General features: G+C 69.6%; 18 protein-coding genes. 13 read left to right on the forward strand and 5 right to left on the reverse strand.

Going from position 1 to position 21,913, the window contains the following annotated elements:
* Window positions 1-76 precede the first annotated feature (76 nt).
* The 4 genes from Pme01_RS14315 (at window position 77) to Pme01_RS14330 (ending at window position 8,954) form a co-directional block, all read left to right on the forward strand.
* The gene (locus Pme01_RS14315) at window positions 77-6,907 is read left to right on the forward strand and encodes a polymorphic toxin-type HINT domain-containing protein (RefSeq protein ID WP_168117763.1); all 6,831 of its coding nucleotides are present in this window, start codon (window positions 77-79) and stop codon (window positions 6,905-6,907) included.
* A 3-nt stretch (window positions 6,908-6,910) separates the two neighbouring features.
* Window positions 6,911-7,318 (forward strand): Imm10 family immunity protein, encoded by a 408-nt coding sequence (locus Pme01_RS14320; RefSeq protein WP_168117762.1) that lies wholly within the window; start codon window positions 6,911-6,913, stop codon window positions 7,316-7,318.
* 62 nt (window positions 7,319-7,380) lie between these two features.
* On the forward strand, window positions 7,381-7,836 hold the full coding sequence (locus tag Pme01_RS14325) for a hypothetical protein (RefSeq protein WP_168117761.1): 456 nt from the start codon (window positions 7,381-7,383) through the stop codon (window positions 7,834-7,836).
* 737 nt (window positions 7,837-8,573) lie between these two features.
* On the forward strand, window positions 8,574-8,954 hold the full coding sequence (locus Pme01_RS14330) for a hypothetical protein (protein WP_168117760.1): 381 nt from the start codon (window positions 8,574-8,576) through the stop codon (window positions 8,952-8,954).
* A 287-nt stretch (window positions 8,955-9,241) separates the two neighbouring features.
* Here the strand turns inward: Pme01_RS14330 and Pme01_RS30975 are convergent, their stop codons facing one another.
* Window positions 9,242-9,940, reverse strand: a complete 699-nt coding sequence (locus Pme01_RS30975; RefSeq protein ID WP_239088224.1) for a contact-dependent growth inhibition system immunity protein — start codon at window positions 9,938-9,940, stop codon at window positions 9,242-9,244.
* 125 nt (window positions 9,941-10,065) lie between these two features.
* On the opposite strand from Pme01_RS30975, the gene Pme01_RS14340 reads away from it, so the two are divergent.
* Genes Pme01_RS14340 through Pme01_RS30985 form a run of 3 tightly spaced genes read left to right on the forward strand, consistent with a single transcriptional unit; the run spans window position 10,066 to window position 11,230 of the window.
* Window positions 10,066-10,413: an ArsR/SmtB family transcription factor gene (locus Pme01_RS14340; RefSeq protein ID WP_168117759.1), complete on the forward strand. Its 348-nt coding sequence runs from the start codon at window positions 10,066-10,068 to the stop codon at window positions 10,411-10,413.
* Window positions 10,410-10,877: an SRPBCC family protein gene (locus Pme01_RS30980; RefSeq protein ID WP_168117758.1), complete on the forward strand. Its 468-nt coding sequence runs from the start codon at window positions 10,410-10,412 to the stop codon at window positions 10,875-10,877. Before Pme01_RS14340 ends, Pme01_RS30980 begins: the two co-directional genes overlap by 4 nt.
* Window positions 10,874-11,230 (forward strand): nuclear transport factor 2 family protein, encoded by a 357-nt coding sequence (locus tag Pme01_RS30985; protein WP_168117757.1) that lies wholly within the window; start codon window positions 10,874-10,876, stop codon window positions 11,228-11,230. Before Pme01_RS30980 ends, Pme01_RS30985 begins: the two co-directional genes overlap by 4 nt.
* Before the next feature lie 140 nt (window positions 11,231-11,370).
* On the opposite strand, the gene Pme01_RS14350 is transcribed toward Pme01_RS30985, so the two are convergent.
* From Pme01_RS14350 to Pme01_RS14365, 4 genes are read right to left on the reverse strand one after another with little or no spacing between them, the layout of a single operon-like run.
* The gene (locus Pme01_RS14350; protein ID WP_239088225.1) at window positions 11,371-12,474 is read right to left on the reverse strand and encodes a PIN domain-containing protein; all 1,104 of its coding nucleotides are present in this window, start codon (window positions 12,472-12,474) and stop codon (window positions 11,371-11,373) included.
* 43 nt (window positions 12,475-12,517) lie between these two features.
* Complete coding sequence (ribF, locus tag Pme01_RS14355) at window positions 12,518-13,426, reverse strand: bifunctional riboflavin kinase/FMN adenylyltransferase (RefSeq protein ID WP_168117756.1); 909 nt, start codon at window positions 13,424-13,426, stop codon at window positions 12,518-12,520.
* Window positions 13,427-13,437: 11 nt separating this feature from the next.
* On the reverse strand, window positions 13,438-14,439 hold the full coding sequence (locus Pme01_RS14360; protein WP_168117755.1) for a MaoC family dehydratase: 1,002 nt from the start codon (window positions 14,437-14,439) through the stop codon (window positions 13,438-13,440).
* A complete protein-coding gene (locus Pme01_RS14365; protein ID WP_168117754.1) occupies window positions 14,436-15,320 on the reverse strand; it encodes an HpcH/HpaI aldolase/citrate lyase family protein in 885 nt (294 codons plus the stop codon). Before Pme01_RS14365 ends, Pme01_RS14360 begins: the two co-directional genes overlap by 4 nt.
* Window positions 15,321-15,626: 306 nt before the next feature.
* Between Pme01_RS14365 and Pme01_RS14370 the strand changes: the two genes are divergently transcribed.
* The 6 genes from Pme01_RS14370 to Pme01_RS14395 all read left to right on the forward strand — a co-directional run bounded on the left by Pme01_RS14370 (window position 15,627) and on the right by Pme01_RS14395 (window position 21,902).
* The gene (locus Pme01_RS14370) at window positions 15,627-16,832 is read left to right on the forward strand and encodes an MmgE/PrpD family protein (RefSeq protein WP_168117753.1); all 1,206 of its coding nucleotides are present in this window, start codon (window positions 15,627-15,629) and stop codon (window positions 16,830-16,832) included.
* Entirely contained in the window at window positions 16,829-18,019 is a 1,191-nt protein-coding gene (locus Pme01_RS14375; RefSeq protein WP_168117752.1) for a CaiB/BaiF CoA transferase family protein, read from the forward strand. The genes Pme01_RS14370 and Pme01_RS14375 overlap by 4 nt, the downstream gene beginning before the upstream one ends.
* Window positions 18,020-18,047: 28 nt before the next feature.
* A complete protein-coding gene (locus tag Pme01_RS14380) occupies window positions 18,048-19,208 on the forward strand; it encodes an acyl-CoA dehydrogenase family protein (RefSeq protein WP_168117751.1) in 1,161 nt (386 codons plus the stop codon).
* A 51-nt stretch (window positions 19,209-19,259) separates the two neighbouring features.
* Window positions 19,260-20,036, forward strand: a complete 777-nt coding sequence (locus tag Pme01_RS14385; protein WP_168117750.1) for a GntR family transcriptional regulator — start codon at window positions 19,260-19,262, stop codon at window positions 20,034-20,036.
* Window positions 20,037-20,125: 89 nt separating this feature from the next.
* Complete coding sequence (locus Pme01_RS14390; RefSeq protein ID WP_168117749.1) at window positions 20,126-21,112, forward strand: AraC family transcriptional regulator; 987 nt, start codon at window positions 20,126-20,128, stop codon at window positions 21,110-21,112.
* A 217-nt stretch (window positions 21,113-21,329) separates the two neighbouring features.
* Window positions 21,330-21,902: a flavin reductase family protein gene (locus Pme01_RS14395; RefSeq protein ID WP_168117748.1), complete on the forward strand. Its 573-nt coding sequence runs from the start codon at window positions 21,330-21,332 to the stop codon at window positions 21,900-21,902.
* Window positions 21,903-21,913: the final 11 nt, after the last annotated feature.

The raw sequence follows: 21,913 nt of genomic DNA on the forward strand, positions 1-21,913 counted from the left end.
GCGCGGCGGCGGGGCCAGCGCCCCGCCGCCCCCCAATCGAAGACAACCCCCATTCGCCTCGCCCGGTGGAGTGCACATGTTCTCGCCAGTCGTCCTTCCGACGCGTACCCGTCGCCGTTCCGCCAGGCGGCCGGTCGCCTTCGGCGCCGCCCTCGCGCTCCTGGCCAGCCTCCTGGTGGCCTGCACCCCCGGGCAAACGACCCATGGCCGGGGCCGACCCGGGGTGCAGACCGAGGAACCGGTCAAGGGGCGCAACGGTACCGGCCGGCCCAAGCTCGAAAACCCGGCGGTCAAGGCGAGGGTCAAAGCGCCGGCGGCGGTGGCGTGGCCCAAGGCCGGCGCGGCCGAGGTGACCGTCGACAAGAAGGCGGCGAGGGCCGGCGCGGCGCCCGCGCAGACCCCGACCACCGCGGGTGGCCTCGCTCTCGGGGTCCGGGTCCCCGAGGCCGGTAGCCGTGCCGTTGCCGCGCCGGGCGGCAGTGCCCCCGCGCCTACTGCCGACAGCGCCGCCCGCGCCGTCGACGTACCGGCGAAGGTACGGGTGGAGGTGCTGCCCCGCTCGGCGTCGTCCGCCGCGCGGGTCGACGGTCCGGTGCTGAAGCTGCGCCGGTCGGACACCGGTAGCGCGAACGGCCGGGTGAACGTGAGCCTGAGCTACCGGCAGTTCGCCGAGGCGTACGGCGGTGACTTCGGCTCCCGGCTGCGGCTGGTCCGGCTGCCCGACTGCGCCCTGACGACGCCGAACCAGCCTGGGTGTACGAAGTGGACGCCGGTTCCGTCGGTCAACGACACCGAGGCTGACGTGCTGCGCGCCGACGTCGACGCGCCGCCGGCCGGCGGCGGCGACGCGGTCTTTGCGATGGCCGCCGAGGAATCGTCGTCGCAGGGCAGCTACGGCGCCACCAAGCTGGCCCCGTCGTCGAAGTGGAACGTCGCGCCGTCGTCGGGCGCGTTCAACTGGTCGTACCCGCTGCGCGTACCGCCGGTCCCCGGTGGCCAGCTGCCGCAGGTGACGCTGGGCTACTCGTCGCAGACCGTCGACGGCCGCACGGCGGCGACGAACAACCAGGGATCGTGGATCGGCGAGGGCTTCAGCTACGAGACCGGCTACATCGAGCGCCGCTACAAGCCCTGCACCGAGGACGGCCACGACAGCAGTGCCGACATGTGCTGGTCCCACGACAACGCCACGATCATGCTGGCCGGCAGCTCCGGCGAGCTGATCAAGGACGCGTCCGGCCGCTGGCGGATGGACAACGACCAGGACTGGAAGATCGAGCCGCTCACCGGAGCCGCCAACGGCGACAACGACGGCGAGCACTGGAAGATCACCACGACGGACGGCACCGAGTACTACTTCGGCCTCAACCGCCTGCCCGGCTGGGCCGGCGGCAACGAGGAGACCAACTCCACCTGGTCGCTGCCGGTCTTCGGTGACGACGCCGACGAGCCGTGCTACAACGCCACGTTCGAGAACGCGTACTGCACGCAGGCCTGGCGCTGGAACCTCGACTACGTCCGAGACGTGCGCGACAACGTCGTGTCCTACTACTACGGGCGCGAGGACAACTGGTACGCCCGCAGCGCCAAGACCGACGTCAACGGCACCAGGTACCACGCGGGCGGCTACCTCACCAGGATCGACTACGGCGAGCGGCACAACGCTGTCTACACCACCGACGCGCCGGCCCGGGTCCGGTTCGACGTGGCCGAACGATGCCTGCCCTCCGGAAGCGTGGACTGCGACCCGCAGGACCTCAACAAGGACACCGCGCCGAGCTGGCCAGACGTGCCGTTCGACCGCCTCTGCGCCGAGAACACCAAGTGCAAGCTCGACCAGGCGGCCCCGTCGTTCTTCACCCGCAAGCGACTGACGAAGGTCACCACCGAGATCCGGCAGGCGAGCGCTTGGGCGCCGGTGGACTCGTGGACGCTGGACCACTGGTTCACCGACAACGGCGACGGCAGCAAGACGCTGTGGCTCAACAAGATCACGCACAGGGGTCACGTCGGCGGCGAGTCCGCGATGCCGGCGGTCGAACTGGTCGGCCGGCAGCTACCCAACCGCATCGACCGGCCCAACGACAGCATCGCTCAGCTCAACCGGTTCCGGGTGGCCGCGGTCAACACCGATTCCGGCGCGACCATCCAGGTCAACTACGGCCCGGTCGACTGTGCCGCGGACAGCCTGCCGAAGCCCGGCGCGTCGACGAAGCGGTGCTACCCGGTTATGTGGAATCCGTCCAGCGGTGACCCTGTCACCGACTGGTTCCACAAGTACGTGGTCGCGGAGGTCATCGAGACCGACCGCACCACGAAGGCCGACGACATGGTGACCCGGTACGAGTACCTGGGCGACACCGCCTGGCGCAAGGCCGAGCCGGACGGGCTGACCAACACGAAGTACCTGACCTGGTCGCAGTGGCGCGGCTACGGGAAGGTCCGGGTCACCCGCGGCAACGGCCAGACCATGACCACCCGCGACGAGCACACGTTCTTCCGCGGCATGCACGACAACCCCCTGCCGTCCGGCGGCACGCAGAACGCGACCGTCACCGACTCGACCGGCGGAGTGCACACCGACCTCGACGACTTCGCCGGGCAGGAGCTCGAGACCACCACCTACAACGGCGACGCCGTGGTCGCCAAGTCGATCGCGGTGCCGTGGCGGCACCAGACCGGCTCGCAGGCCCGCAGCTGGGGCACCATCACCTCGACGTACGTCAAGCCCGGTACCACGCGCAGCTTCACCGCGCTCTCAAGCGGCGGCTGGCGCGAGACCAAGATGGTCAACACCTACGACACCGCCCACGGGCGGCTCATCGCCGCGGACGACCTGGGCGACGTCGGCACCGCCGCGGACGACCTGTGCACCCGCACCGAGTACGCCGACAACCCGGCGAAGTGGATCTGGTCGCTGCCGCAGCGGGCCGAGACGGTGTCGGTGAACTGCGCCGGCACGCCGGACCGCGCCACCCAGGTGGTCAGCGACACCCGGTCCTGGTACGACGGGCAGGCGTACGGCGTCGCACCGGCGAAGGGCGACGCGACCCGTACCGAGAAGCTCGCCGCCCACAACGGCACCACCGCGAGCTATGTGGCCACGGCGGAGACGACCTACGACGAGTGGGGACGGCCGCTGACGGTCAAGGACGCCAAGGGGTCGGCGACCACGACCGTCTACACCCAGACCTACGGGCTGACCACCAAGAAGGTGGAGACCGGCCCGATGGGCAGCGCCTGGACGACCACCACCGAGTACGCCCCGGCCTGGGGCCAGCCGACCGCGCAGATCGACCCGAACAGCAAGCGCGGCGACATGGTCTACGACCCGCTGGGCCGGCTCGTCAGCGTGTGGCTGCCGGACCGCTCCAAGTCCGGCGGTGTCACGCCCAGCATCAAGTACACGTACGTGATGCGCAACGCCGGTGATCCGGTCGCGGTGAAGACAGAGAAGATCCGCGACGACGGCACGTACGGTGTGCAGTGGGAGCTCTACGACGGCCACCTGCGCCCGCGCCAGGTGCAGAGCGAGGGGCCGGAGGGCGGCCGGCTGGTCGCCGACACGTTCTACACGCCGACCGGCCAGATCAAGAAGACCAACGACACGTATTACGCCGCCGGCGCACCGAGTGACATCCTGCTCACGGTCAACAACGGCGACGTCAACGGGCAGACCGTCCACGAGTACGACGGCGCCGACCGGCCGGTAACGGAGATCTTCGCCGTCGCCGGCGACGAGCGCTGGCGGACCACCACCACCTACAGCGGCGACCGTACGCACGTCGACCCGCCGGCCGGCGGCGTGGCCACCACCACCATCATCGATGCGCGCGGCAGGACCACGGCGCTGCGCCGGTACAAGAGCGGCAGCCCGACCGGCGAGTACGAGGAGACCACGTACAGCTGGACGCCGGCCGGGCAGATGGCCACGCTGACCGACCCGGCCGGCAACCAGTGGAGCTGGAAGTACGACGTCCGGGGCCGCAAGGTGGTCACCAACGATCCGGACGCCGGCACGACCACTTCCACGTACGACGACCTGGACCGGCAGGAGACGTCGACCGACGCGCGCGGCCAGCTGCTCACCACCGTCTACGACAAGATCGGCCGCAAGACCGACCTGTACGCCGGCACGGCCGCGACCGGTACCAAGCTCGCCAACTGGCGCTACGACACCGTCGCCAAGGGACAGCTCTACTCGGCGGCCCGGTATGTGGACGGTAAGACGTACGGCGTCGTCTACAAGAGCCTCGACGACGCCTACCGGGTCAAGTCCGTGGTCTACTCCATCCCATCGGTGTCCGGAATGGAGAAACTGGCCGGACAGTACGAGTTCACCACCACGTACAACCGGGACGGCTCGCTCCAGGGCCGGGGACTGCCGGCCATCGGCGGGCTACCGGCCGAGGGCCTCGTCTACAAATACGACGACCTGCAGCGACCGAAGACGCTGGCCGGGCAGACGTCGGTCGTCACCGACGCCAAGTACGGCCAGACCGGCGACCTGCTGCAGGTGGAGCTGAGCACCGGGGCCAAGAAGGCCTGGCTGACCTGGACGTACGAGAAGGGCACGAAGCGCCTGTCCAGCTCCCGGCTCGACCGGGAAGGCGCGGCGGCGATCGACATCCACGCGCGGTACAGCTATGACCCGGCAGGCAACGTCCTGTCCATCAAGGACACCCCGGCCGGCGGGCAGCGCGACATCCAGTGCTTCGACTACGACGCGTCACGGCGGATGGCCCAGGCCTGGACCACCGACCGGGTTGCCGACGACGAGTGCGCCGGCGGCCCGGAGGTCACGGGCGTGTCGGGTCCCGCGCCGTACCACCACAGCTACGAGTACGACGTGACCGGCGGCCGCAGCAAGGAGACGGTCCACGGCGTAAACGGCGCGGCGGACGTCGTCCGCGACTACCAGTACCCGACCGGCGCGGCGCGCGGGCACGACCTGTCCGGCGTCGTCGAGCACACCGCGGGCGGCGACCGGCTCCACACCTACAAGTACGACGAGGCCGGCAACACGATCGAGCGGGACCGGGTGGGCGTGAAGCAGACGCTCTCCTGGGATGCCGAAGGGCACCTCGCCACGGTCACCGAGGGATCCACGTCGGCGCAGTACACGTACGACGCCGACGGGGCCCGGCTGCTGCGCAAGGACGCCAACAGCATCACCCTCTACATGGGCGACCACGAGCTGAAGCTCGACCGCGCCACCGACACGGTGCGGGGGACCCGGTTCTACTCGTTCGGCGGGCAGACCGTGGCGGTCCGCGAGGCGGGAGAGGTGAAGTTCCTCGCCTCCGATCACCAGGGCACCCAGAGCGCCGTGGTGGACGCGACGACCGGCACGATCACCCGTCGACGGATGACACCGTTCGGCGCGCCACGCGGCACCACGCCGTCGAGCTGGCCCGCGGACAAGGGCTTCGTCGGCGGTACGCAGGACGCCGTCACCGGCCTGACCCGGCTCGGCGCCCGCGAGTACGACCCGACGCTCGGCCGGTTCATGTCACCGGATCCGGTGTTCGTGTCCGACGACCCGACGCAGTTCAACGGCTACCAGTACGGGCGCAACAACCCAGCGACCTACAGCGACCCGACCGGTACCCGCCTGCCGGACGAGGACGTCATCGCGATGCGAGCGGCCGGCTACGACCGCTACGGCAACCCGTTGCGGACGGCAGCGCCGACCACGCCGCAGCCACCGGCCGAGGACCTGCGGCTGAAAGAGGCGCGGGCGAAGGCCGAGCATGCCAAGCAGCAGCTCATCAACGCGGCGAAGGCGCTCGGCAAGGTCGCCATGGACGAGCTGGGCATCACCGCGGCCCTGGACTGCCTCACCACCGGCGACCTCGGCGCGTGCGGCGAGACGGTCCTCAACATCGCCAGCAGCTTTGTCGGCGGCCTGGCCGGCAAGCTCGCCTCCAAGTACGGCGCGCCGTGGAAGTGGAAGAAGGCGTACGAGCTCGGCCAGAAGATCTGGGACCTCGGTGCCAAGCTCGTCGACGGCATCCGGGACTGGTTCAAGAACACCAAGCTCGTCAAAGCACTGAGCAAGGGCTGCAACAGCTTCGTGCCCGGCGCTCTGGTCGTCCTCGCGAGCGGGGAGAAGAAGAGGATCGACGACGTCGACGTGGGCGACGTGGTCCTCGCGACGGATCCCGTGACCGGCCACACCGTGCCGAAGACGGTCGTGGCCACCATCATCGGCAAGGGCTCGAAGAACCTCGTCGAGATCACCGTCGACACCGACGGTGACAGCGGCGACCGGACCGGCGTCGTGACGTCCACCGACAAGCACCCTTTCTGGCTTCCCGAGCAGCAGAAGTGGGTCGACGCGGTCGACCTGAAGGCCGGCCAGTCGCTCAGGACCTCCAGCGGCGAGGTGGTGCGGATCCTCGAGATCCGGACCTGGTCGCAGGCGGCGACCGTCTACAACCTCACCGTCGCGGACATCCATACGTACTATGTACTCGCCGGCGACGAGCCGGTACTCGTACACAACTGCGGTGACGACGGGCCAGGGCATACCGTCGATGTCGCGGTCTCGAATTCCGAGGGACCTCGTGTCGAGTACTCCGTCCGTAGTGGTCAGATGACTCCAGAAGAAGCATCGTTGGGAAAGGGCTATAACTCCCAGGCTGCGACTCACACTGAGAACCGCGTTTCCCGGATGTCCGGTGCATCCGCAGGTCGAAACCCCATTCCGGATGACCCCTACTCCGGTCTCATTCCAGTTGAACGAGGGGAGAATGTTACCATCAGCGGCCAACTTCCCCCATGTTCGCGGTGCAGGGGGGCGATGAACCGAATGGTCGACGAGCTTGGGGTGAGTGTCACATATGAATATGATGGGCCGAAGGGTTCTGGCACTTGGAACGCTACTGGGCGAAGGGGGCGGTAGTCGATGACAACTCAACTGACCGCACGTGCAATGGGCGGTGAACAGGACGATGATGACGAAGTCCTGGAAGCTGGATTCTCGGAATTTGAAGACGGCACCGGATTTGCCCTGCTCTTTCAGCGCCCAACCTATGAGCCAAATGAACAAGAAACCGAGCTGGGATGGGACACCTACTGTCTCACTACCGGTGATGGAAAGACCCACTACGGTGGTTTGGAGGCTGTAGCGCTGGAAGGTGCTCGACTGAGCATCAAACTGAAGCCGGGCGCTGCTGACATCCTAGGCCTCGATCGGGACATCGAAGTTGACCTGCAAGTTGATGACGACTCGCTTCGCCGATTTGGTGAGGTGTTCCCGAGGGTAGTGACGTGGGGGCGGGCTGAGGAAGTACCGACTATTTCTGGATTCTAATGTAATAGTCGTTTCGTGACTTGCTCCGAAATGGCTACGTTGCATGGGTGCAAGGAGTAGGGATGGATTTGGTCCTCGGCCCACTCCGTGCGGCCGGTCCCATCAGGATTGGCATGCCCTTCGCGGAGGCTGAACGCGTACTCCACTCGCTCGAGGGATATCGGCCACCCGCGCCAGGCGAGCGTGTTAATGCTGGCTTTGCCGACTTCGAGTCGGGGCTGTCGGTATCTGTGGGGCGTGGCCGAGACGGAAATGTGGAGGCCGTGGAGGTGTACGGGCCGAGCCGCGATGTCACCGTTCTTTACCGTGACATCGCAGTTTTCGACTTTCCGGCTGAAGAGGTAATACGTCGACTTTCGGAGATTGCGCCGATCCAAGTCGAAGACGACGGCATGCGGGTGCTCGCGCCGGAACTCCTCCTCTCGTTGTGGCGGTCGGTGCTGCCAGAGGGGCCAGATGACGAGGATGGTAGATATTTCGAGGCGGCTCTTGTTGCCGTTCCCGGCTATTACGGATAGTGTCCGGATCGGCTGTTGCGGCTATTCGGGCTTAGTTTCTCCGATTGATAATGCGATCCACCGTTCGGGGGCTTGCATAAGGTGGGGTTGGTGTCGTGGCTACGGAGGGTGGCGGGCACTTGTGCAAGGTGCTCGTTGTTTGCCTCCGTTGCCGTCGCCGTGGCCGTCAAAGTGCGGCGGGGTCGGACTGCCCCGTCCCCGGATAGGTGCTGAGGTCCTCGTTGCCCGGCCGGGGTCAAGGGTGGCCGTAGGCCATCGGCGTAGCCGACGCGAAGCGCCCTTGACGCCGGCCGAGTGGCGAGGAGAGTCAGGCGTCGGGGGACGCCCATCGCAACCACCGCGCCGACGGTCCGCGACTCGCGCTACGGCCCGGCGTGCCAGTTGCGCCGCGCGTTCAGCTTGCCACCGGCCGGCTGCCGGCCCACCCAGATCAGCTGCCCTCGGCGCTGCCCATCCGTCGGCGGCCCTGAGGGCTTTCTGCTATCCGCGCCAGACGGCGGGCGTTCGGCGTACCGCCGCGGAGCGACAGCGGCAGCGGCGGCCAGGCGCCCAGCCGGCGGCGCGTGCGGCCCGTTCCGGGCCGCCTTGATTTCGTGAAGCAGTTTTGGACCAGCTGCCCGCGTAGCGTCTTCTCCTGGGAGCTGTTCGGGTTCCTCCTTGCTGTGTCCTGACGACCCAGCGGCATACTTCGCACGAGAGGCCGCTCGATGACGGCAGGTGATGCGAGCTTCGCTCGGGTGTTCGCGCAGTTCATGCGCGACACGGGACGCTGGCGGGACTGCGAGCCCGAGGCGCTTCTGGCGCGATGGTCGATATTCGTGGAGTCCTGTATCCGTAGCTATGAAGGTGACGCTGAGGATTACTTCAACGACTTGACTGCGCGTGATGGCCTGGAGCGCGCGTTGCGAGAGCCTATACTTGCTCGTTTTCCTGAGCTGGATGACCTGCGGCGAGCAGTTCTAGAGATAGATGCAAAGTTCCGTAAGATCCTGCGCCCCGATGTCTTTCTGGGAGCTTCCGGGCAGGAATGGTGGAATCGTGGAATCGTGAGTTACGCTGGCGTGCGTCTGGTTGAAGAATTGGGTCAGACTTACGGTGCCAACATCGACCGAGTGTGAAAAAGGGCTGGTGTCACCGTGGTGATTCTCGTTGCGGAGTGTGTCTCCGCCGTTGCGGTGGGTGCTGAAGGGCGTGGCCGTTCGTCTGCGTTGCCGTCATGGTTGCCGTCAGGCGTGACAATGCATCGACGGTTCACAATATAGAGCTTCGTCCATTGACGACCCCATGATTCCGACGTTGAGGGTCGGGCTCCGGTTGATGCGTTCCTGATCAGCGTCGATTGATCCCCAACACGTCCGGCTGGACGATCTTGAGTTCTTGGGATGGTGAGGTGCCTGTACCGACTTCAGGCCGACGGTTCGTGACGCTCGGTCTGGGGGATTCCGATGAACGCGGCGACGGCACGACGCAGGTCGGCGGGAGCGCCTTCGCTCGATAGCGGCGTCGTGCGCAGTACCTCGACCAGTCGTTCACGGTGACGCTCGGCGCCGTGCCATTGCTTGTCCGGGAGCCGGAGCACGGTGTAGAGCAGGTCGCCGGGGTAGTAGTCGCCCTCGGCAAGGGGATCGTCGGCCAGGACCGCCGCGGCCATCGGAACCAGGATCGGTACGGCGATCTGCTGACCGAGCAAGATCCGCAGGTCCTCGGTGGTGAACTCGGATAGCGGCTTTCGTCGAAGTGTCAGGCAACGCCGAACGAGGGCAGTGGCGTCGGGACCTGGATCGGGTTCCCGAACGCCCTCGATCTCTTCGATCGTGCTGGGGCTGAGGCGGTTCACGATTGGCAGTGTCCCTGATGCAGTGGCGGCTGGTGCCGGTCGCCGTCGGGGTTCGGGTTTGTGGGCCTTGAAGCGTGTCGTGCGCGGGACCTCGATGATCAGCTCGTCGCGGTCGTGGGCGCGGAAGGTGGCGTCGGCGGTCTCGACGGTGACGGTGCGGCCGGCGTAGGCGATGCCGGCGTGGATGCGTTGCCCAGGCGTGGTACTGGTCGCTGCGGCGTCTGCTGCACTCTGATCACGGGAGCTTCGGGCCGGGCACAGGCCCACCGGCTCCAATTCCCCCGCTGCGCCGCCTCGTCGCAGTGCACCGGTGCTGCTCGGCGCAGGCTGGCACAAGCTTACCTTTGAAAAAGACGGCTTGCGCAAATGACAATTTGCGTTAGCATGAAGCCATGCCTCCCTCGCTCGTGGCACCCGCCCCAGACCTCGACTCGGCCTTCGCTGCTCTCGGCGACCCCGTCCGTCGCGCCTTGGTGACTCGTCTCGCGCGGGGTGACGCCACGGTGGGAGAGCTCGCTGAACCGTTCGACCTGACCCCACAGGCGATCTCCCACCACGTCGGCGTGCTGCGGCGGTGCGGCCTGGTCGAGCAGCGGCGCGAGGGCACCAGGCGCCCCTGCCGGCTGAGGGCCGATCAGCTGGCGCTGCTAGGCACGTGGATCGACGACCAGCGCCGCGCCTGGGACGACCGGCTCGACGCCCTTGAGCAGCACCTCACTGACGACGGAGCGGTCCGTTGACCGCCAGCTCAGAGCTCCGCGGCGACGAACTGATCGCTCAGCGCCACCTCCCGGCCGAACCCGAACTCGTCTGGGCCGCCTTCATCTCGCCGGCAAGCATCGCGGCGTTCTGGGGCGGTTCGCACGCCACCGTGCCCGCTGAGTCCGTGACCGTCGACCTGCGTCCCGGCGGCGAGTTCACGCTCGACACCCGCGCGCCGGACGGCGCGACCCGCCGGCTCCGGTTCGTCTACGTCAGCGTCGCCGCCCCGCATGAACTCGTGTTCGACGAGCCCGTCACCGGCCTCCGCACAACCGTCAACGTCCGCCCCGCCGGCGGCGGCACGGATCTCACGGTCCACCAGCGTCGGCTTCCCCCTGAGCTCCGGACCGCCCAAGCGGCCGACGGGCTCGCCTCGATCCTCGACGCTCTCGCCGCACACCTGCGGCATTGCGATGCCACGCTCGGATGGAGAACGCCATGACGCAGCAGACCCAGCGCGATCTCGTCGCGGAGTACTTCGAAGGATTCCGGACGAGCGACCACCAGCGAATCCTCGCGACCCTCACCGACGACGTCGAGTGGGTCATCCACGGCCACCGGACCACCTGCGGCAAGGCGGAGTTCGACGGCGAGATCGAGAATCCGGCGTTCACCGGCAGCCCCGAACTCGACGTCCAGCGTATCCACGAGGACGGCCCGGTCGTCGTCACCACCGGCGAAGGCCGCGGCGTCAGCGTCGACCACGGGCGGTTCCGGTTCGCCTTCAACGACCTGTTCACGTTCCGCGACGGGCTTATCGCCCGCGTGGATTCCTACGTCGTCCCGCTGCCCTGAGGTGGCGGCGACTCAGCGTTGCCAGCCACCCAATCGCACGGGAGCGCACTCGACTCCAGGTGGCCGGGCGGACAGCTCGGCCGGGTAGGCGGCAACGCCCGATCGGTCGGAGACGGCTGCGGGGTGATGCGGGGCAGCACCTAGCTTCCTGTCTCGGCGGTGAGCAGGTAGTCGTCGGCGTCGGCACTCCACCGTAGGTCGACAGCTCCGGTGGTCGCCGCCGCCCTGCAGAACTGGAGAAAGCTGCGGTAGCCGAGCTTCTTCTCGCCGAAGTCGGGCCGTACCTTGCGCAGCTGATTCTTGAGGCCGGACAGCGGCACCGAGCCATCGCGGCCGGCCAGGTCGAGGATCACCGAGCGCAGCAGGTTGAACGCCTCCTCCCGGTCGCCCTGCTCGGGGAGCGTCACCTCAAGGTCGCCCCTGGCGGGGCCTTCGCTCAGCTCGACCACGTTCTGCGCGGCGAGGTGGCGCAAGAGCTCCCCGAAGGCGCGGAACCCATAGTCGGCTTCGTTGAATGTCGGGTCCTTCCTGAGCAGGGTCCGCTTGAGCGTCGAGGCGGTCACCGCACCGCTGGAACTGCCCTGGAGACCGGCCACGGTCTGGGCGACGAGGGCGGCGAGCCCGTCGGCATCGCGGCCGGATCCGTCCGCGGCCGCCTGGGGTTGGGATTCCTGCTCCGGCAATTGTGGTTCTGCCTGCGGGACACGGGCCGGACGGCCTCGCCGGATAGGCGCCGATGGGACCTCGACACCCTCCAGACGGTCGTAGTAGAGGAACTCGTCACACGCCGGCGGTAGCAGTGCCGAGGTCGAATTCTCCACGCCGACGCCGATGACGCGCTTGTTGAGTTCGCGAAGCTTTTGCACCAGCGGAGTGAAGTCGCTGTCGCCGGTACCGAAGACGAACGTCGAGATGTAGTCACGCTCGAAGGCCAGCTCCAAGGCGTCCACGGCCATCTTGATGTCGGCGGCGTTCTTACGCGAAGCGCCCATGCGCTGCGGTATGTCGATGAGTTCGACGTGTGACCGGGTGAGCATCCGGCGGTCCTCATCGAAGTACGACCAGTCGGCGTACGCCCGACGCACCACCACCCGCCCCCGCTCGGCGAGCGCATCCGCGATGGGCCGCAGGTCGAACGTCATACCACCAAGGTGTTCGCGCGCACCGATCGCCAGATTCTCATAGTCGAGGAACAGGGCGATACGCTCTTCTTGATCCACGCAGGTCAGCGTACGCCCGGCCACCCCCGGCGCGACGATCCCCCAGCACCGCGCCGGACGCATCTGATCACGAGAGCACGGCGCGCATGCCCACCGCATCCTGTCCCGACTGGTGAATCGGTGACCCGACCGCGCCACGTTGGGTCGTCTGCCGTAGCCGTGCGACGAAGTCCAGGCCCAGCCGTTCGCCGTGCAGGTGACCGCCGACATCCGGCAGCCGCACCTCGATCCGGCGTTCCGGCCCCGACAGGTCCGATCGGGTGTCGATCGACACGACCGCCGGGAGGTTCTCGCTCGGGCCGGCCAGCCGGGCGGCGTAGACGCCGTCGGCCGGCATCGCCGCGCGGGGGTCGCACCGCAGGACCGCCGTGGGGTGGCAGTTCGCCCGGCCGCTCGGGGCGAGGATGCCCTCGATCCGGTGCGGCCGGCCGAGCGCGGCCGCCGCCCCGGCGACGTCGCCCGCGGCGAGGCACGACCGGACGTACGTGGAGGAGAAGGTCGTCCGGTCCGCCACCACCAGCGGCGCGCCCTCCACCCGGAACGTCCGGCCCAGCCGGTCGAGCAGGGCCACGTCTCCGGCCGCCCGGTGCCCGAACCGGAAGTTCTCGCCCACCACCACCCAGGCTGCGCGCAGGTGTCCGACGAGCACGTCGCGGACGAACTCCTCGGCGGGCAGCCGGGAGAACTCCGGCGTGAACGGGATGACGCACAGCCCGTCCGCGCCCAGCGCCGCGATCAGTTCGGCCTTGCGCTCCAGGTGGGTGAGGATCGCCGGGTACGAGCCGGGGCGCGCTACCGCGGCGGGGTGCGGGTCGAAGGTCACGACGACCGACCGCAGCCCCAGGTGGCGGGCGCGCTCCACCGCCTGCCCGATGAGCGCCTGGTGGCCGCGGTGCACCCCGTCGAACATGCCGATGGTAGCCACCGAGCGCCCCCACCCGGTCGGCGTCGCCTCGTACCCGTGCCAATGCTGCATGGTGATCCTCCTCAGGCGAGCACGGCGACGTAGCGCCAGTCGAGTACGTCGCGGGCATGGTCGGTGGCCGACTCCCTGGCCCGTACCAGCGACCACAGGTGGACCAGCCCGCCCCCGCCGGGCAGCGGCTCGGTGTTCTCCACCGTGACGGTGGAGAACAGCGTGTCGCCCTCGTGGACCGGGCCGGTGTGGTCGCAGCCGTGCCAGCCGACGACGGTCACGAGGTTCGGCAGCGCCCGGGTCGCCTGGGTCAGGGCGAGCCCGATGGTGTGCCCGCCGTAGACGAGCCGCCGGTCGCCCTCGGCGGCGGTCCGGTCGTGGTGGACGGCGGCGAGGTTGCCGGTCAGCCGGGCCAGCTCCGGCGCCGAGGAGACCACGTCACCGCCGTCGATCCGCCAGGTGGTACCGGCGTGGAGATCGGCGAAGTGCGGGCCGGCGACGTGGTCGCGGAAGCCGGCGAGATCCCAGCCCGCCGTGACACCGGCCAGCACCGCCGGGCCCGGCGGCGTCCCGATGCCGGACAGGTCGTCGGCGTGGCCGGTCTGCGCCCGGGCATCCCGCAGCGGCAGCATCGCACAGCGCCAGAAGTCCAGGACGGTGCGGCCGTCCTGGTCGGTGGTCGTGATCCGCAGCGCCGCCAGGCCGGTCGGGCGCGACCGGTTCTGCTTGAGCCCCACCACCTCGGTCCTGGTGTACAGGGTGTCGCCGATCGAGGGGGCCCGTCCGAAGGCGAAACCCCGGTAGAAGAGGTTCGCCAGCACCCGCTGGGTGGCCAGGGTGGACTGTCCGATCGCGATGTCCCAGACGAGGGCGGGGTCGGCGAACCGTTGGTCGCCACCGGTCACCCGTCGCGACAGCCGCTCGTCCAGGGCGAGCCGCAGCCGGCTCCCCACGATCGCGTGGTGCGCGGCGGCGAGCCCGTCGGTCAGCGTCACGGCTGGGGCGGTGTCGAAGACGTCCCCGACCCGCAGGTCGTCGAGGTACGGTCCACCGACGACGAGTTCGGCGGTCATGGCCGCGCACCCACCTTCCTGGCCAGCAGCCGGCGGGCCCGCACCGCCACCGCCTCGTCGAGCATCTGCCCGTCGAGGGCGACGGCGCCGGCCCCACTCAGGGCGTCCAGGACGGCGGCGGCCCAGTCCAGTTCTTCCTCGGTGGGGGAGAAGGCCTCGTTCACCGCCGCCACCTGACGCGGGTGGATCGCCCACTTGCCGTCGAACCCCAGGTCGCGGGCGTGGCCGACTGCGGCGGCGAAGTCGGAGCCGGTGTCGACGCCGAGGTAGGGGCCGTCGATCGCCTGCAGCTCGTTGGTGCGCGCCGCCACCAGTACCGCGTCCTGGATCGCGAGCCAGGACGCCGGCTCGCCGGCCGTGGCGCCGGAGCGGCCGAGCGAGGCGGCGAGGTCGGCGTAGCCCAGGATCAGCGACTCCAGGCGGGGCGTCGCGGTGGCGATCTCGCGCAGGTTCGCCACCCCGGACGCCGATTCGATGAGCGCCTGTACGCCGATGGGCGCGTTCGTCCCCGCCTCGGCCCGCACGCCGTCGAGGAGGCGGTCGACGAAGGCGAGGTCGCCGGCGCTCTCCACCTTGGGCACCACGATGGACGACGGCGGTACCGGCGAGGCCGCCAGCTCCTGGAGGTCACGGTGGCACCACTTCGTCCGGGGCGCGTTCACCCGTATCGCGATCCGCGCGCCGTGCCGGCCGGCCTCGCGCAGGGCGGCCAGCACCGCGCGCCGGGCCTCGTCCTTGTGTGCCGGCGCGACGGCGTCCTCCAGGTCCCAGACCAGTTCGTCCGCGCCCGAGGTCCAGGCCTTGGACAGCTTGCGGTGGTCCGAGGCGGGTACGGACAGGCAGGATCGGCGGGGAGGAGGGGGGTGGTCGAACCGGGTCATGGGAGACCTCGCTTCCATCCGCGGGGCGCGGGCGTGGCGGCGCATGGACATGGCGGTGCCGCGGGAGGTGGCCGTGGCGGGCCCTCAATTTGGCCTGCCAATGTCGGAATCATGGTGCTCCGTTGGTCCGGTGTCAATCGTCATCATGCGGCTCGTAACCCCTTCAGGGGCTAGAAATCGACTCCATTGACCGGCACCACCGGCCTCCCTAATATGGCCGTACAAATCTGAGTCGTAGCTGACGTCGAGGTGCAGCGAGCCCGATGGAGCGCGTTACGACGATCCACGCCGGACCTCGGAGGCGTCATGCCCAGCACCGCGGAATCCCTGGCCAGGTGGGCCTCGACCCTGACACCGACCGACGACGACCTGGCGCTGGCGCAGCGTTCGCTGACCGACACCGTCGCCGTCACCCTGGCCGCGCGCGCCCACCCGCTGGGTCCGATCGCGGCCGAGCTGCCCGACGCCGCGCGCTGGGCGGCCATGGGGCATGTACTGGACTTCGACGATCTGCACATGGAGTCCACCACGCACATCAGCGTCGTCATCGTCCCGGCCGTGCTGGCCGCCGGTGGGGACGCGCGCGCCTACCTGGCGGGGGCCGGGGTGATGGCGCGGCTGGGTGCGGCGCTCGGCTGGCGGCACTACACGGCCGGCTGGCACGCCACCTGCACCGCCGGGGCGCCGGCGGCGGCGGTCGCCGCCGGGATCGCGCTCGGCCTGTCCGAGCGGGCTCTGGCCTCGGCCATCGCGCTGGCGGTACCGGCGGCCGGCGGCGTGCAGCGGTCCTTCGGCACCCACGGCAAGTCGTTGCAGGTGGGGTTCGCGGCCGAGGCGGGAGTGCGGGCCGCCCGGCTCGCCGCCCGTGGGGCCAGCGCCGACCCAACCGCGCTCGACCAGTGGATGGGCCTGGTGGGCGGCGACCCGCAGGCCGTCGGCCTGTCCGGCCCCGCGGTGCCCGGCGGGCTCGCGATCAAGGTCTTTCCGTGCTGCTACGCCATGCAGCGGCCGATCGCGACCGTACGCGAGATGCGCGAGCGCGCGGACATCGATCCGGACCGGATCACGGCGATCACGGTGCGCACCCCGGCGGGCACCATCCACCCGTTGATCCATGACCGGCCGGACACGGGGCTGGAGGGGAAGTTCAGCCTGCCGTACTCCGTCGCCACCGCGCTGCTGGACGACTATCCGGGCTTCGCCGCCTTCACCGACGGGGCGGTCCGGCGCCCGGCGGCACGGGCGCTCATGGAGAAGGTACGGGTGGACCCGGCCCCCGGTGGCGACTGGCTGCTGGACGGAGACGTCGGTATCGAGATCGCGCTGGACTCCGGCGAGGTGGTGACCGGGTCGATGAAGCACCCGCCCGGCTCGCCGGCGCGCCCGCCCGCGGACGCCGAGCTGGCGGCAAAGCTCGCGGACTGCGGCCCCGGCGTGCCGGACCTGCTGTCCACACCGGACTGGTCCACGGCCGGCAAGCTGCTCAGCGAACAGCTGAGGAGCCACGCATGAGCGGAAACCCGCGGCCGCTCGACGGCATCACCGTGGTCAGCCTCGAACAGGCCGTGGCGGCGCCGTTCGCCACCCGGCAGCTGGCCGACCTCGGGGCCCGTGTGATCAAAGTGGAGCGTCCCGGCGGCGGGGACTTCGCCCGCCGCTACGACGAGACCGTCCACGGCCAGGCCAGCTACTTCGTCTGGCTCAACCGCTCCAAGGAGTCGGTGACGCTCGACGTCAAGTCGCCGGCCGGCCGGGAGATCGTCGCGGAGCTTCTCGCCGGCGCCGACGTGTTCGTCCAGAACCTCGCCCCCGGCGCGGCGCGGCGCCTCGGGCTGGACGCCCCGACCCTCAACGAGCGGTACCCGCGGCTCGTGGTCTGCGACATCAGCGGTTACGGCAACGAGGGGCCGTGGTCCGACCGCAAGGCGTACGACCTGCTGGTGCAGTGCGAGGCCGGGCTGCTGTCGGTGACCGGGCTGCCCGACGAGATGGTCAAGGTGGGCATCTCCGTCGCGGACATCTCCGCCGGCATGTACGCGTACTCCGGCATCCTGACCGCGCTCTACACCCGCGCGACCACGGGCCGCGCACCGGCGGTCGAGATCTCCCTGTTCGAGTCGCTCGCCGAGTGGATGAGCCAACCGGCGTACTACACCGCCCACGGTGGCGTGCAGCCGCCGAGGCTGGGCGCGCAGCACGCGACGATCGCCCCGTACGGTCCCTTCACCGCCGCCGACGGCGCGGTGGTCCTGCTCGCGATCCAGAACGAGCGCGAGTGGCGGTCGCTGTGCGCGAGCTTCCTGGGCGACGCCCGCATCGCCACGGACCCCCGCTTCGCGACCGGCTCCGCCCGGGTGTCCAACCGCGCAGCTCTCAACGCGATCGTCGCCGAGCGGTTCACCGAGCTGACCGGGGAGCAGGCGCATGCCCTGCTGGACGCCGCCGGCGTCGCCAACGCGCGGGTGCGGTCGATCCCGGAGTTCGTCGACCACCCGGTCCTGGCCGGCCGTGACCGGTGGCGGCCGGTGACGATCCCCGGTGCCACCGTGCCGGCGCTGCTGCCGCCGGCCACGCTGAGCGGCGTCGACCCCCGCATGGACCCCGTCCCGGCGGCCGGCGAGCACACCGACGCCATCCTCGCCGAGCTGGGCCGGTCCGCCCACGACATCGACACCCTGCGCGCCGCCGGCGTGATCTGACCCTTCGTCGAAGAGAGTGAACACAACAGTGAGCATCCTGGCAGACCTCAGCGAGGAAGAGCGTGCCGTCGTCGAGACCGTCCGCGACTTCGTCGACACCGACGTCAAGCCGGCGGTACGGGAGATCGAGCACGCCAACGAGTACCCGGAGCGGTTCATCGAGAAGATGAAGCAGCTCGGCATCTTCGGGCTGGCCATTCCCGAGCCGTACGGCGAGGCACCCGTCTCCACCCCGTGCTACGTGCTGGTCACCGAGGAGCTCGCCCGCGGCTGGATGAGCCTGGCCGGCGCGATGGGCGGCCACACCGTCGTCGCCAAGCTGCTGCTGGCGTTCGGCACCGAGGAGCAGAAGCAGCGGTACCTGCCGAAGATGGCGACCGGCGAGGTCCGGGCCACGATGGCGTTGACCGAGCCCGGTGGCGGCTCGGATCTGCAGGCCATGCGCACCCGCGCCGTGCGCGACGGCGACGGGTACGTGGTCAACGGCGCCAAGACCTGGATCACGAACTCGCGCCGGTCCCAGCTCATCGCGCTGCTGTGCAAGACCGACCCGCAGGCCGACCCGACGCACAAGGGGATGAGCATCCTGCTCGTCGAGCACGGGCCGGGGCTGACCGTCTCCCGCGACCTGCCCAAGCTCGGCTACAAGGGCGTGGAGAGCTGCGAGCTGTCCTTCGACGACCACCGGGTGCCGGCCACCGCGCTGCTCGGCGGCGTGGAGGGCAGGGGCTTCGCCCAGATGATGAAGGGGCTGGAGACGGGCCGGATCCAGGTCGCGTCCCGGGCCCTCGGCGTCGGGCGGGCGGCGCTGGAGGACTCGCTGCGCTACGCGCAGGAGCGGGAGAGCTTCGGCAAGCCGATCTGGATGCACCAGTCGATCGGCAACTACCTCGCCGACATGGCGACCAAGTTGACCGCGGCGCGCCAGCTCACCCTGTACGCGGCCCGCCTGTTCGACGCGGGGGAGCGGGTCGACATGGAGGCCGGCATGGCCAAGCTGTTCGCCTCCGAGACGGCCATGGAGATGGCGCTCAACGCCGTGCGCATCCACGGCGGGTACGGGTACTCCACCGAGTTCGACGTGGAGCGCTACTTCCGTGACGCCCCGCTGATGATCGTGGGTGAGGGCACGAACGAGATCCAGCGCAATGTGATCGTGCGCCAGCTCATCGCGCGGGGCGGGCTGTAAACGGCACACCACCGTTACTATTGCCGGCAGTGTCTTGCCAGAGGGAGGGTCATGCCGGAGCGCACCGCGGGGGCTGCGGCGATCCGTAAGCCGGGCGGCGAGCAGAGCGCGTACCAGTCCCTCGCCCGCGAGCTACGCACGGCCCTCCTGCGCAGGGAGTACCCGGAGGGCGTCCGGCTGCCGACCGAGGCCGAGCTGGCGGAGCGGCACCGGGTCAGCCGACAGACCGTGCGTCGGGCGTTCCAGGACCTGGTGGCCGAGGGCATGGTCTACCGCGTTCCCGGCCGGGGCACCTTCGCGGCCCCGCGCTCCGACCAGTACCTGCGGCAGTTCGGGTCCGTGGAGGACCTGATGGGACTGTCCATCGACACCAGCATGGAGCTGGTGACGGGGCTGCACCGGACGGTCCACGTGGACGCCGCCGGGCGGCTGCGGCTGGGCGCCGACATCGTCCACAGCCTGGCGTTCCGGCGGCTGCACGACGGGGTGCCGTTCTGCCTGACGACCGTCTACCTCCCGCCGGCCGTCGGCAAGCTGGTCGAGGAGGTCCCGGAGCTGTCCGCGACCGGGTCGAGCAGCCGGCTGACCGTCATCGGCCTGCTCGACACCCGGCTGGCGGACCCGATCGCCGAGGCCGAGCAGAGCATCACCGTGGTGCTGGCGCCGCCGGCTGTCGCCGCCCACCTCGGCTGCGAGCCCGACCAGCCGCTGCTGCGGATCGACCGGGTGTACTACTCGACGGCGGGCCAGCCGGTCGAGCTGGCCGTGAGCTACTTCGTGCCGGAGCGGTACTCCTACCGGGTGAGGCTGCGCCGAAGCGGGCACTAGACCGTTCCGGCATCCTCCCGTACCGTTTGGCCGTACAAACTGCGCCGACGGGCGTCTCGTTGTTCCCTCGTGTTGGAGGTGATCGGCGAATGGCCGACGTGGCGAGTAAGCCGGGCACCCGGCATGTCACGCGTTATCAGGCATCCCACCTCGACGAGGCCCGTGCGGCCGTCGGGACGACCTTCTACCCGCACCGCCTCGCCCCGCTGGAGCGGGCGCCGGATCTGAGCATGTCGCTGCGGACCGTCCAGCTCGGCCCCATCATGCTCGGCCGGCTCGGGTACGGTGCGGACGTCAGCCTCGACTTCGGGGAGCTGGGCAACGCCTACCATGTCAGCATCCCGCTCTCGGGCCGGGTGGAGGCGGTGTGCGGCGGCGAGACCAGCGTCTCGACCTGCAAGCGCGCGGCGGTCTACCTGCCCGCCGGCCGTACCACCATCACCCGGTGGAGCGCCGACTGCGTCCAGTACGGGGTGAAGATCGAGCGCGAGTACCTGGAGTCGGTGCTCGAATCCATGATCGGTCGTCCGGTCCGCTCGCCGGTGAGGTTCCCGTTCACCTTCGACGTCACCGACGGCGCGGCCGCCGAGTGGCTGCGGCTGGTCCAGACCCTCGCCGCCGACCTGGACCTCGACACCAGCATGCTGTACGACCCCCTGATGGCCGACCAGCTGGCCCGGGCGGTCACCACCGGGCTGCTGCTCGCCACCGGGCACGAGTACCAGGAGCTGCTGCGGGGGCGGACGGCGCCGGTGCGTCCGCGTACGGTCAAGCGCGCGATCGACGCGATGGAGGCGAATCCGGAGCGGCCGTTCACCCTGCCCGAGCTGGCCGAGCTGGTCGGTTGCAGTGTGCGCAGCCTGCAGGAGGCGTTCCGCCGGTACGTCGGGGTGCCGCCGATGACGTACCTGCGCGATGTGCGCCTGCAGCGGGTGCACGAGGACCTGTCCGCCGCGGACGGCACCGCGTCGGTCGCCGAGGTCGCGTACCGGTGGGGCTTCCACCACCTGGGTCGCTTCGCGGCCGACTACCGCCGCCGGTACGGGGTGTCCCCGTCGCGCACACGCGCCATGTGACGGTCCCGTTTTCCGTGATCGTGGAGGGCTCTCCGTGCTCCGAGCACGGAGAGCCCTCCACGATGTAGGGGGTAGGGGCGCGACCCGATCGGGTACGGCGTGAGGTCGGCGCGTAATCCGGATGAAACCTGCGCGTCACGGATTTCCGAGTGACGCCGGTCACCCTACCTTTCTCGCAACGGTTTGGCCGTACAAATCGGAGCGAGGAGGCGACCGCATGACGATCGACGGTCGTATGTTGCGCAACTGTCTGGGTCGCTTCGCCACCGGGGTCACGGTGGTGACCTACGAGGCCGACGGTGAGGTCCACGGCCTGACCGTCAACGCGTTCACGGCGGTGTCGCTGGAGCCGTCCCTGGTCCTGGTCTCGCTGGACCGCCGCAGCCGGGCCTGCGGCAAGCTCGAGGACCGGCCTTTCGCGGTCAACATCCTCGCCGCCGGCCAGCACGAGCTCGCCCTGCACTTCGCCGGCCGGCCGCAGCGCGACCTGGTCGTCGGCTGGGGCGATGCGATACCCGGGCGGCCGCCCCGGCTGGCCGGCTGCGCGGCGTACTTCGACTGCCGCCCGTGGCGCTGCTACGACGGCGGCGACCACGTGCTGTTCCTCGGAGAGGTCGAGACCGTCGACGTCAACGAGGACAGCGAACCGCTGATCTTCTACGGCGGCCGCTTCCGCTCCGTCGGCGGGTTCGCCGAGGCGCTGTTGCAGCCCACCTTCGTCGGCGATCCCGGCTGGCTGGGCGAGGCCCACCAGTTCAACCTGCCCAGCTGCTGCGCCAGGCATAGCTGACCCACCGTCCA

This window comes from Planosporangium mesophilum, from assembly GCF_016863255.1.
GTDB classification, from domain to species: domain Bacteria; phylum Actinomycetota; class Actinomycetes; order Mycobacteriales; family Micromonosporaceae; genus Planosporangium; species Planosporangium mesophilum.

Coding starts and splice junctions, on each gene's coding strand:
- Pme01_RS14315 (WP_168117763.1), top strand. CDS start 77: ATGTTCTCGCCAGTCGTCCTTCCGACGCGTACCCGTCGCCGTTCCGCC.
- Pme01_RS14320 (WP_168117762.1), top strand. CDS start 6,911: ATGACAACTCAACTGACCGCACGTGCAATGGGCGGTGAACAGGACGAT.
- Pme01_RS14325 (WP_168117761.1), top strand. CDS start 7,381: ATGGATTTGGTCCTCGGCCCACTCCGTGCGGCCGGTCCCATCAGGATT.
- Pme01_RS14340 (WP_168117759.1), top strand. CDS start 10,066: ATGCCTCCCTCGCTCGTGGCACCCGCCCCAGACCTCGACTCGGCCTTC.
- Pme01_RS30985 (WP_168117757.1), top strand. CDS start 10,874: ATGACGCAGCAGACCCAGCGCGATCTCGTCGCGGAGTACTTCGAAGGA.
- ribF (WP_168117756.1), bottom strand. CDS start 13,426: ATGCAGCATTGGCACGGGTACGAGGCGACGCCGACCGGGTGGGGGCGC.
- Pme01_RS14360 (WP_168117755.1), bottom strand. CDS start 14,439: ATGACCGCCGAACTCGTCGTCGGTGGACCGTACCTCGACGACCTGCGG.
- Pme01_RS14365 (WP_168117754.1), bottom strand. CDS start 15,320: ATGACCCGGTTCGACCACCCCCCTCCTCCCCGCCGATCCTGCCTGTCC.
- Pme01_RS14370 (WP_168117753.1), top strand. CDS start 15,627: ATGCCCAGCACCGCGGAATCCCTGGCCAGGTGGGCCTCGACCCTGACA.
- Pme01_RS14375 (WP_168117752.1), top strand. CDS start 16,829: ATGAGCGGAAACCCGCGGCCGCTCGACGGCATCACCGTGGTCAGCCTC.
- Pme01_RS14385 (WP_168117750.1), top strand. CDS start 19,260: ATGCCGGAGCGCACCGCGGGGGCTGCGGCGATCCGTAAGCCGGGCGGC.
- Pme01_RS14390 (WP_168117749.1), top strand. CDS start 20,126: ATGGCCGACGTGGCGAGTAAGCCGGGCACCCGGCATGTCACGCGTTAT.
- Pme01_RS14395 (WP_168117748.1), top strand. CDS start 21,330: ATGACGATCGACGGTCGTATGTTGCGCAACTGTCTGGGTCGCTTCGCC.